This is a genomic window from Shewanella sp. GutDb-MelDb, assembly GCF_002836075.1.
Classification (GTDB): domain Bacteria; phylum Pseudomonadota; class Gammaproteobacteria; order Enterobacterales; family Shewanellaceae; genus Shewanella.
Map to the genome: position 1 here is coordinate 1 of NZ_PJBM01000200.1, position 9,142 is coordinate 9,142.

A 9,142-nucleotide genomic window follows, 5' to 3' on the forward strand; every position below is an offset into this window, starting at 1 on the left:
ATCTTGAATTTAGCAATCCTAGGTAATGACACTCGTATTTACCGTGTGAATAAACTCGCCCATAACCAAGCTCCGTGCGCTTATAAACGCTGTAGACAGCTGAACGGATTGGGGAAGGGGAAATAACGCATCTAACAACCATCAGATTACAGCTCGATCCCCATTCATTAGCAATCGTGTTATTTACATAGGCTGATCCACTAGATTCATTGTTAAAGATTGTACGAACAATTGGTATGTTCCTGTTTTAGCCAGCAGTAATAGCCACAAAAAAGCCCTATTTATAGGGCTTGATGGGGCAATATTGATGATGACGCAATGTTAACTAGCTAGTCACTAAATGCATTTTGCTGGTTTAGGCAATCCCGCTATTTTAGTTGCTTGTTTAGCGGGGCCAATCGGGAAAAGTGTATAAAGGTATTTTGAGTTACCTTTATCGGCTCCTAGCTTTTGTCCTATCGCTTTGACTAACACGCGGATCGCAGGGCTTGTTTTAAATTCTAAATAAAAATGGCGGACAAAGTTAATGACTTCCCAATGTGCATCCGTTAACACTATTTGTTCATCTTGAGCAATGATCAACGCAAGCTCTGGACTCCAATCATTGACAACTTTTAAATAGCCTTGGCGATCTGTTTCTATCTGCTGTCCGTTATATTCAATCATCTGTTACCAACTAATCACTTTCTTATGGGTTAACGTCTGTTCTACAAAGTCACTATAGTCAATGTGCTTATAAGCGCTTAAGCGGGCTTGTAAGCCACGCGCAATAACATCGTCAGCGAGCAACATTAACGTGTATGGGCTCAACCGTTGTTGCCATTCTTGAGTTAACAGGCAATTTACCGCGTTTCCTGACAGTAAAATGGTGTCAGAGGGATCTATGTAGCGTAAGCATGTTTTTAACGCTGAGCTTTGCATTGGTGAAGACTGGATATGATGTAAAATCATTAAAATACTAAGACCTCATCAACCTGGCTAAAGTGTGACGCTATCATGCGTGGTTCGCAGACCTCAACCACAAGTTTAAGATCATCTTCCACTAGTGATAACTCTTTCATTGAGTCCTTACACACTAAAATAGTATCAACATCATAAAGAGGTAGGGCGCCAAAAGTCGCAATATAATCCTTAGCACCAATGGTTTCTGGAGATTGATGATTAAGGAGGTTCAACAGGCCTTCATCAGTAAAAACAAGACTGACTTCCTGCTCAAAACTGGCACTCAACAACGCAAGATCGAGAGCTTCTCTACCTTGTGCGCTTCCATGAGGACCTTGACGAAACACAATACACAGTTTTTTCAACGTTAACTCCTAAAAACTAACCAAGCGGTCGGCAGATTCTATTCCAACCACCAGCTCACCTAAACCACCCATCATAAATGGAGGCTCCATATTCCAATGAGATAATTGGTTTTCATTAGCGTCAGTCTGTGACAATACGCCACGCCGCAGTGCCGCTGAGACGCAATTAACCAATGGCACGTTATAGCGTTCACTGAGCGATAACCACGCCTTACCCAAATCAAATTCATCACTTGCAGGGCTGTTCAGATGATTAGTGTTGAGTACACCATCTTGATAGAAGAAAACTTTATCAACGACATGGCCATTTTTTAAGGCTGTTTCGGTAAAACGATAGGCATTATAACTCGATGAACTGCCGTAGGCAGGGGAGTTAACCTGGATAATAAATTTACTCATAATAAAAAAAATGGCCCTTAAGTAGGACCATTTTAACTCAATAAAAATTAATTGGTATTAGTCATCACTTCCGATACCCATTAAATGCAGCAGAGCGACGAAAAGGTTTAAGAAATCTAAATATAGTGAGATAGTTGCACGGATGTAGTTTGTTTCGCCACCATTAATGATTCGACTGGTATCGTAAAGAATAAACCCGGTCATCAATAATGCAATACCCGCGTTAAGGGCCATAAAGACCATACCATTACCCAAGAACATGTTTACCAGCAAGCCGACAACCATGATCACCAAGCCAGCAATTAGAAAGCCGCGCATGAATGAAAAGTCTTTTTTAGTGGTAACCGCGTAACCAGACAAGGCCACAAAGATAACGGACGTTAAGCCTAGCGCTTGCATAATAAGCTGTGGGCCGTTAGCCATGCCAGCGTAATGGTTAAGGATATAACCCAGTGATGCACCCTGCATACCAGTGAACGCAAATACCCAGAAGAGACCAGCGCTAGATTCTGCTTTACGTAATGTCACAAACAGCAGTACCAAACTACCAATTGATAATCCCAAAGACATCATTGGGCTGATCGCGAGTGCCATTGCTAGACCTGCACATACTGCAGAAAAAGCTAACGTCATTGATAGCAGCATGTAGGTATTTTTAAGCAGTTTGTTCACCTCTACAGTCGTACTACTGTAGGCGGTTTGTTGTGTCATATCTTTCATTTCTTTCTCCGAAGACAAATGCTCGAGCTGTATGTTTGAACCTTATTTAATCCGGTAGTTCCCGATAATCTCAATAAGTGTCAAATCTCTCGTTAAGTTACTGAATCATACCCTAGCTTTACGGCCGGATAAAGCTAATGGCCTGTATATCGGTATTATCAATACTGATCCCCACTGATTGAAGATCAAATTTTTAGTCTAACCAATCTTTATGCAGTTTTTCGGTATCGCCCAAGTAATCCAATACCCAAGCCATAGCGGGGGACTTATTGGCATCATTCCACGCTAAACAACAGGGACTTTTCTTTTTTGGACGCTCTAATTGTTTTTCAATTAACGCCCCTGTTTTTATGAAAGGATAGGCAAAATGTGCTGGCATGTAGCCAATACCTAAGCCTTCTCTGAAGCAATTAATGGCGCGGACCCAATCAGGTACCACTAATCGTCGTTGGTTCTCTAATAACCAGGTCATGCGTTTAGGGATCTCTCGAGACGTATCCTCTAAGCAAATCGAAGGGTATTGACGTAGCTCGTCATCAGTAATTGGCCGGTCAATTGTTGCTAATGGGTGATTTTTGCCGACAAGAAAACACCAGTCAATGTCACCCATGTCTTTAAAATGGTAATCTCCCCCCACTGGGATCGCGGTGGTTGCGCCGATGGCAATATCGCTTCGTCCCGTTGCAATCGACTCCCATACCCCATTAAAGACTTCAATTCGAATAATCAATTCAACATTGTCAAATGTGCGATAGAAATCAGCAATCAAATTACTGATTTTATCGGCACGAACGATGTTATCTAACGCGATAGACAAAGTAGGTTGCCACCCATTAGCCACTCTAATAGTGTCAGAGCGCATGGTTTCCATTTCAGTGAGTATAGTGCGTGACTGTTTTACAAAATGCTCACCCGCTGGCGTTAAACTAACACTGCGGTGATGCCTAATAAATAGGATCACCCCGAGTTCTTCTTCAATTTGCTTAACGGCGTAACTCACAGCTGAAGGGACTTTGTGAAGTTTGTTGGCGGCAGCGGTAAAGCTCCCTACGCGCGCAACCATATCAATTAACCGCATAGATTGTTCTGAAATCATGGTTCACATCCTGCTGTGAGTTTTTTTGAAGGCTAATATGAAAAATAAACGTTTCACAGCCATTTAGCAAGTGTTTACACTGCCCGACTTAATTAATCCAAATTCAATTTTTTACTTATGAAATCTCTAATGAACGCTAAATACTATATATTTCTATCCTACCTAGCGCTGTTAAGCATGCTTGGATTCATCGCCACTGATATGTATTTGCCTGCTTTCAAAGCAATTGAAGACACAATGGCAACATCCCCCTCACAAGTGGCAATGTCATTAACATTTTTCTTGGCTGGGTTAGCATTAGGTCAACTAATCTATGGTCCAATAGTAGAACGTTTTGGTAAACGGAACGCGCTTATTTTTGGCTTATCCTTATTTACATTGGCGAGTCTTTCACTTGCGACAAGCGAATCAATGTTGGTGTTTAACCTTTCCCGATTTGCGCAAGCTATCGGTGCCTGTTCTGCCGGTGTTATTTGGCAAGCCATAGTGATTGAAAAATACGATGCTAGCAAAGCACAAAATGTATTCTCAAACATTATGCCTTTAGTCGCGCTTTCACCCGCATTGGCGCCACTTTTGGGTGCCTTTATACTGCAGTATTTTGGTTGGGAAAGTATCTTCATTACATTGAGCTGTTTAGCTGTAGCCATGATTGCGTTAACATTTTTCTTTGTCCCTAGTGAAACTAAGGTCACTGAAAAACAAACGAGTCAGATTAGTTACCTTTCTATTTTAAAAAATACCAAATATTTAGGTAACGTTATTATCTTTGGTGCATGCTCAGGTGCGTTTTTCTCCTACCTTACGGTATGGCCAATGGTAATGGAACAGCATGGATTCGATGCAACAGCAATCGGCCTTAGCTTCATTCCACAAACACTAATGTTTATTTTAGGCGGTTATGCGAGTAAGACACTTATTCGTAAATCTGGTTCTGAGGCTGCGCTTAAAGTACTTCTGAGTATATTTGGTCTCAGTGTATTTGCCATTGTTATCGTCACGATTCTAGTTAAAGGACTTTCTATATTTCCATTGCTTGCAGCATTTTCTGTTTTAGCAGCGTGTAATGGTGCTATCTATCCGATAGTGGTGAATGGTGCGTTACAGGAATTTTCGAAAAATGCCGCTAAAGCAGCAGGACTTCAAAATTTCATACAAATTAGCTTATCATTCGGTGCTTCAAGCTTAGTGGCTATTTGGGCGAGTAAAGGCGAAACCGCAATAGGTTGGGGTATCATGCTCAGTTCATTTATTGTTTTTGTTGGTTTTAAACTGCGTAACTATAAGTCATGGGAAGAGGCTAATAAAAACTTTGTTTTCCCTGACCCGGCTAGAGTTGGCGTAGATAGAGACGAAAAGTAGTCAATTTGCAGTGTAATTGACCAAGTGCGTCAAAATCTACAATAAAGTCTTTACAAGATTAATCGAGCGCTATATTATTCGCGGCGTTCGGAGAGATGGCAGAGTGGTCGAATGCACCGGTCTTGAAAACCGGCATAGGTTTGTAGCCTATCTAGGGTTCAAATCCCTATCTCTCCGCCACATTAGAAAAGCCCGATATCGAAAGATATCGGGCTTTTTGCTTTGTAAAATAGACCCCGTCGAACCTAGGGTTGCTATTGTTTAAGTTCGCTATCTTGGCACAACATTAAGACGTAGCCTGTTATTTTGTAATGGCCTTTGCTTTGATTCATTTGAATAGAGCAACAAAAAAGCCAGTTACATTAGCAACTGGCTTGATTGAGATAGGTGACGACCTAATTGATACGACTAACGTTGATCTTACTGGGTACTATTTTAAAGCACAGGTTCTAAAAACTCCTGATTTTCAATTGGTTCTTCCGCTCTTGATTTACTGCCAATCAATCGCTTTATGTCTTCGATAGTCACGTAAAGACAAGGAATAAGCACCAAAGTAACCACTGTGGCAAACAACACACCAAAAGCGAGTGACACAGCCATTGGAATGACCATCTGCGCCTGCATGCTGGTCTCAGCCATAATAGGCACTAGGCCGATAAATGTTGTTAGTGATGTCAACATAATCGCTCTAAAGCGTCGACAACCCGCCTCTAGTACCGATTTTTTCATCGGGATCCCAGACTCTCTAGACTTGTTGATGTAATCGACCATCACCAAGGAGTCGTTCACCACGACACCTGCGGCGGCGATAATACCAAATACCGAAAGAGCACTCAGATCTAAACCTAACAGCATGTGTCCCAGTACAGAGCCAATTACCCCAAATGGAATAACAGCCATTATCATTATCGGTTGTGCGTATGATTTTAGCGGCACGGCAAGCAAGCTGTAGATCACTAGCATCGAGATGAGGAAATCTCTTAACTGGGTATCGGCACTATCAAGTTGCTCTTGGATATTGCCAGACACTTCACTTTTAACCCTTGGGTACTTAGTCAATAATTCAGGTAAGAAGTTATCTCTAACATCTTTGGCTAACTTAAACGGTTCAGCCTGGTCTGCATCAACAGAACCCCAAACGTTGATGGTACGATTACCATTTTCACGTCGAATGCTGTTAACACCGTCGGTGACAACAATCAAAGCCACTTCAGACAAAGGAATTTCAGCACCCTGTGGTGTTTTGATATTGACATCAGACACCTGAGCAATTGAGTTTCGCTGCTCTTCAGGATAGCGAAGCATCACTTTTATCTCTTCACCATTACGTAAAATCCTTTGGGCTTCTAGACCATAAAAGCTATTACCTACTTGGCCTGCTATATCTGCCAATGTTAAACCTAAGCTATGTGCCAGCGGCTTAAGTTCGAACTGGATCTCTTTCGCACTCGATTGACGGCTATCATTGACATCGCCTACACCTTTTAAGGTGTTAAGCTTTGCTTTTAGCTCTTTAGCCGCAGCAACTAATTGTGCGTCGTCTTTACCCTCGAGCCTGAAGCTAATATCACCATCATCACGTCCACCACCAAAGAGGTTATCTTGAATGGTGAATGATTTCATACCTGGGATCTTTGGCATGTTTTGACGCCAAAGTTCGGCAACGGCAAAGGTATCCATAGGGCGAAGTTCAGGGTCAACCAACTTAGTCATTACCTGCGCTGAAGTTCGACCTCGCAACTCAACCTGCATGTCGGAGATCATTTTCTGGCCGTATTGTGCTTCAAGATCAACATCAACCTCACGCAGCGCACGTTCAATCTGCAGTGCCGCGGTTAACGTCGATTTTTCTGAAGCATCAATATTCATCTCGAAGGTAATGCGTGGAAAGTCATGAGGGATTTTCGGCTGACCAATAAATCTGACCAAACCGCCTGCATATAACCCAGCACAGATTAAAATCATACTGATAAATATCATAATCACCGTGTAGCGATATTTAACGGCAAGTTCTAGAGAGGGACGGTAATACTGGCTGATCAGTATTTTCAGGCCGGTATCGACCTTTTTCTGCAGGTAATTCACAATATTACGCAGCCAATCTAATGGATTTTTAGAACCAGGTTGCACTACTTTCGGTTGCTTCATGCGTGCCAAATGGGCTGGCAGGATGAGTTTAGATTCAACTAACGAGAATATTAAGCAAAGAATAACCACAAAACCAATCGCCTTACCAAAGGCAGAGGAGGGGCCATCATCCAGTGTTATCGGTAAAAACGCCGCTATCGTAGTCAAGACTCCGAAGGTCGCAGGCATTGCAACCCGCTTGACACCCCGGATGACATTGTCGATATGCTGGCCTTTCTCTTCGCATTCAGCATGGGCACTTTCGCCCATCACAATGGCATCGTCGACCACAATACCGAGCACTAAGATGAAAGCAAACAAGCTAATGACGTTAATGGTGACATCGATCATTGCTGTTGGCATGAAGAGCAACGTGCCGAGGAAGCAAACAGGTAAGCCCATCATCACCCAAAATGCCAGTCTTACCCGTAAGAACAAAGCCAGTAGGATAAAGACTAAAATAGCGCCACTTTTCATGCTGTCTAACATCAAGTTAAGACGGCCTTCTAAGTAGTAGGTCATATCAACCCAAGGTTCTAGCGTAACGCCATTAGGCAGCTCTTTTTGCTTATCCGCTATATAGCCTTTTACCACATCAGCAACGTCGGTTAGGCTTTGGTCATTGGCGGCGCCAATAAAGAAGGTGACCGAGTTTTTACCATTGAACTTTGAATATTGAATGCCTTCTTCAAAGCCATCAATGACAGTAGCGACATCACCAAGCAGCAGGGTAGTTCCATCTTGCAAAGTGAGCAGCGGTAAGCTTTCAAACTCATAGCCGACGTAAGCTTGGTTTTGCACTCGCAGATTGATATAACCGTTTTCAGCGCGTATTTGCCCTGCTGACATGTTGCGCGAGTAACCGCGTACTGCAGCAGCGACATCGTTAAAACTTAAGCCAAACTCCCTTAAGCGATCTTTACTGACCTCAATGGCAATTTCATAGCCTAAGCCACCATAAAAATCGGTGATATTAACTAAAGGCAGTTGCAGTAATTCATCGTGTATTTTCTCACCAAGATCTTTAAGCTGACGTTGGTTTAAATCACCATAGAGGCTCATGTACATCACTTCTTGGCGAAGTTTAATACGCTCTACTTTAGGACGTTCCATATCATCGGGGAAGCTCGAGATAGAATCAATTTCTGATTTAACCTCTTCTAGTACCACTTGAGGATCATAAGAGTCTTCGACTCTAAAATAGCCAGAAGAGACGTTACGGTTTGAATAGGTAATTACGCGTTTAAGACCTTGAACGCTCTCGAGCGCTTCTTCGATCTTAATCGTTATTCCTTCTTCAACTTCTTGTGGGGCTGCGCCTGGATATACAGCGTTGAATTCTAGCCAGTTTATTTCAACTGCTGGGAAAAACTGTTTGCGTATCGTGTTTGCAGTTAGCAAGCCGCCGACAATAATGATGATCATTAATAAGTTTGCGGCAACACTGTTACGGGCAAACCAAGCGATTACGCCTTTATGGGTATCTATCATGGTTATTCCTTCTCACCCATCGCTATTTGCGTTGGTTTAGGGGCGAGAACTTCACCATCAAACACTTTATCTTTGGGAAGGGCAAGTTGCATACCTTCGATTGGATAATCAAGCGCGGAAGTAATCACGTTCATCCCCACGTCGAGTCCGTCAGTGATAATCACCTTAGAACCTATTTGACGCACGATAGTCACATCTTTGTACCTAAGTACACCCTTATCATCTATAACAGCCACTTGGTTATTAATAACTAAGTGACGGGCGACTTCAGTGACCTGTCCCGCGTGTAAGCCTTCGATGGTCGCAGTTACATAGGTGCCATAGCGCAGTTCGTTCAGATTACTTTTCAGTCCATAAGGATCTGAAACCTCTGCAACCAGGTAGGTCATGCGGCTGCGACTATCAATAACGCCTTCACTGCGGACGATAGTGGCTTTCCACTCCTGAGGCTTGCCGGCGAAATCACCTTTTAAGATAACTTCTGCGTTCTTACCTTTATTGTTTAAAAATTGAATCTCTTTATCGGCAATTGGCAGACGTATTTCGGCATCCGCAGTGCTTAACACTTTCCCTAGTTGGGTGCCCATACTGACATAAGAGCCCAGTCCAATTTTGCGTGATTCAATTAGAGAGTCATAAG

Annotated in this window: 9 protein-coding genes and 1 tRNA gene; 2 read left to right on the plus strand and 8 right to left on the minus strand. The window is 42.7% G+C overall.

Annotation, left to right across the window (positions count from 1 at the left end; translation table 11 throughout):
• Positions 1 to 336: 336 nt before the first annotated feature.
• From CXF82_RS09940 to punR, 6 genes are all read right to left on the minus strand, one after another.
• Positions 337 to 666: a TusE/DsrC/DsvC family sulfur relay protein gene (locus CXF82_RS09940; RefSeq protein WP_102044121.1), complete on the minus strand. Its 330-nt coding sequence runs from the start codon at positions 664 to 666 to the stop codon at positions 337 to 339.
• Positions 667 to 669: 3 nt separating this feature from the next.
• Positions 670 to 951, minus strand: coding sequence for a sulfurtransferase complex subunit TusB (gene tusB / locus CXF82_RS09945; protein ID WP_101090196.1), 282 nt, complete (start codon positions 949 to 951; stop codon positions 670 to 672).
• Positions 951 to 1,307 carry a sulfurtransferase complex subunit TusC gene (tusC, locus tag CXF82_RS09950; RefSeq protein ID WP_101090195.1) on the minus strand — a complete coding sequence of 119 codons (357 nt, stop codon included), beginning with the start codon at positions 1,305 to 1,307 and terminating at the stop codon, positions 951 to 953. Before tusC ends, tusB begins: the two co-directional genes overlap by 1 nt.
• A gap of 9 nt (positions 1,308 to 1,316) precedes the next feature.
• Positions 1,317 to 1,706, minus strand: a complete 390-nt coding sequence (tusD, locus tag CXF82_RS09955) for a sulfurtransferase complex subunit TusD (RefSeq protein WP_101090194.1) — start codon at positions 1,704 to 1,706, stop codon at positions 1,317 to 1,319.
• A 57-nt stretch (positions 1,707 to 1,763) separates the two neighbouring features.
• Complete coding sequence (locus CXF82_RS09960) at positions 1,764 to 2,417, minus strand: Bax inhibitor-1/YccA family protein (RefSeq protein WP_101090264.1); 654 nt, start codon at positions 2,415 to 2,417, stop codon at positions 1,764 to 1,766.
• A gap of 202 nt (positions 2,418 to 2,619) precedes the next feature.
• Entirely contained in the window at positions 2,620 to 3,522 is a 903-nt protein-coding gene (gene punR / locus CXF82_RS09965) for a DNA-binding transcriptional activator PunR (RefSeq protein WP_101090193.1), read from the minus strand.
• A gap of 117 nt (positions 3,523 to 3,639) precedes the next feature.
• Here punR and punC point away from each other — a divergent pair, with 117 nt between their 5' ends.
• Together punC and CXF82_RS09975 are read left to right on the plus strand one after the other, a co-directional pair.
• The gene (gene punC, locus CXF82_RS09970) at positions 3,640 to 4,884 is read left to right on the plus strand and encodes a purine nucleoside transporter PunC (RefSeq protein ID WP_101090192.1); all 1,245 of its coding nucleotides are present in this window, start codon (positions 3,640 to 3,642) and stop codon (positions 4,882 to 4,884) included.
• Between the two features lie 89 nt (positions 4,885 to 4,973).
• Positions 4,974 to 5,064, plus strand: a tRNA-Ser gene (locus tag CXF82_RS09975).
• Positions 5,065 to 5,319: 255 nt separating this feature from the next.
• Here the strand turns inward: CXF82_RS09975 and CXF82_RS09980 are convergent.
• Both CXF82_RS09980 and CXF82_RS09985 read right to left on the minus strand, forming a co-directional pair.
• Complete coding sequence (locus CXF82_RS09980; protein WP_101090191.1) at positions 5,320 to 8,502, minus strand: efflux RND transporter permease subunit; 3,183 nt, start codon at positions 8,500 to 8,502, stop codon at positions 5,320 to 5,322.
• Between the two features lie 2 nt (positions 8,503 to 8,504).
• The coding region (locus tag CXF82_RS09985) for an efflux RND transporter periplasmic adaptor subunit (RefSeq protein WP_145991678.1) at positions 8,505 to 9,142 on the minus strand (638 nt) is incomplete at its 5' end.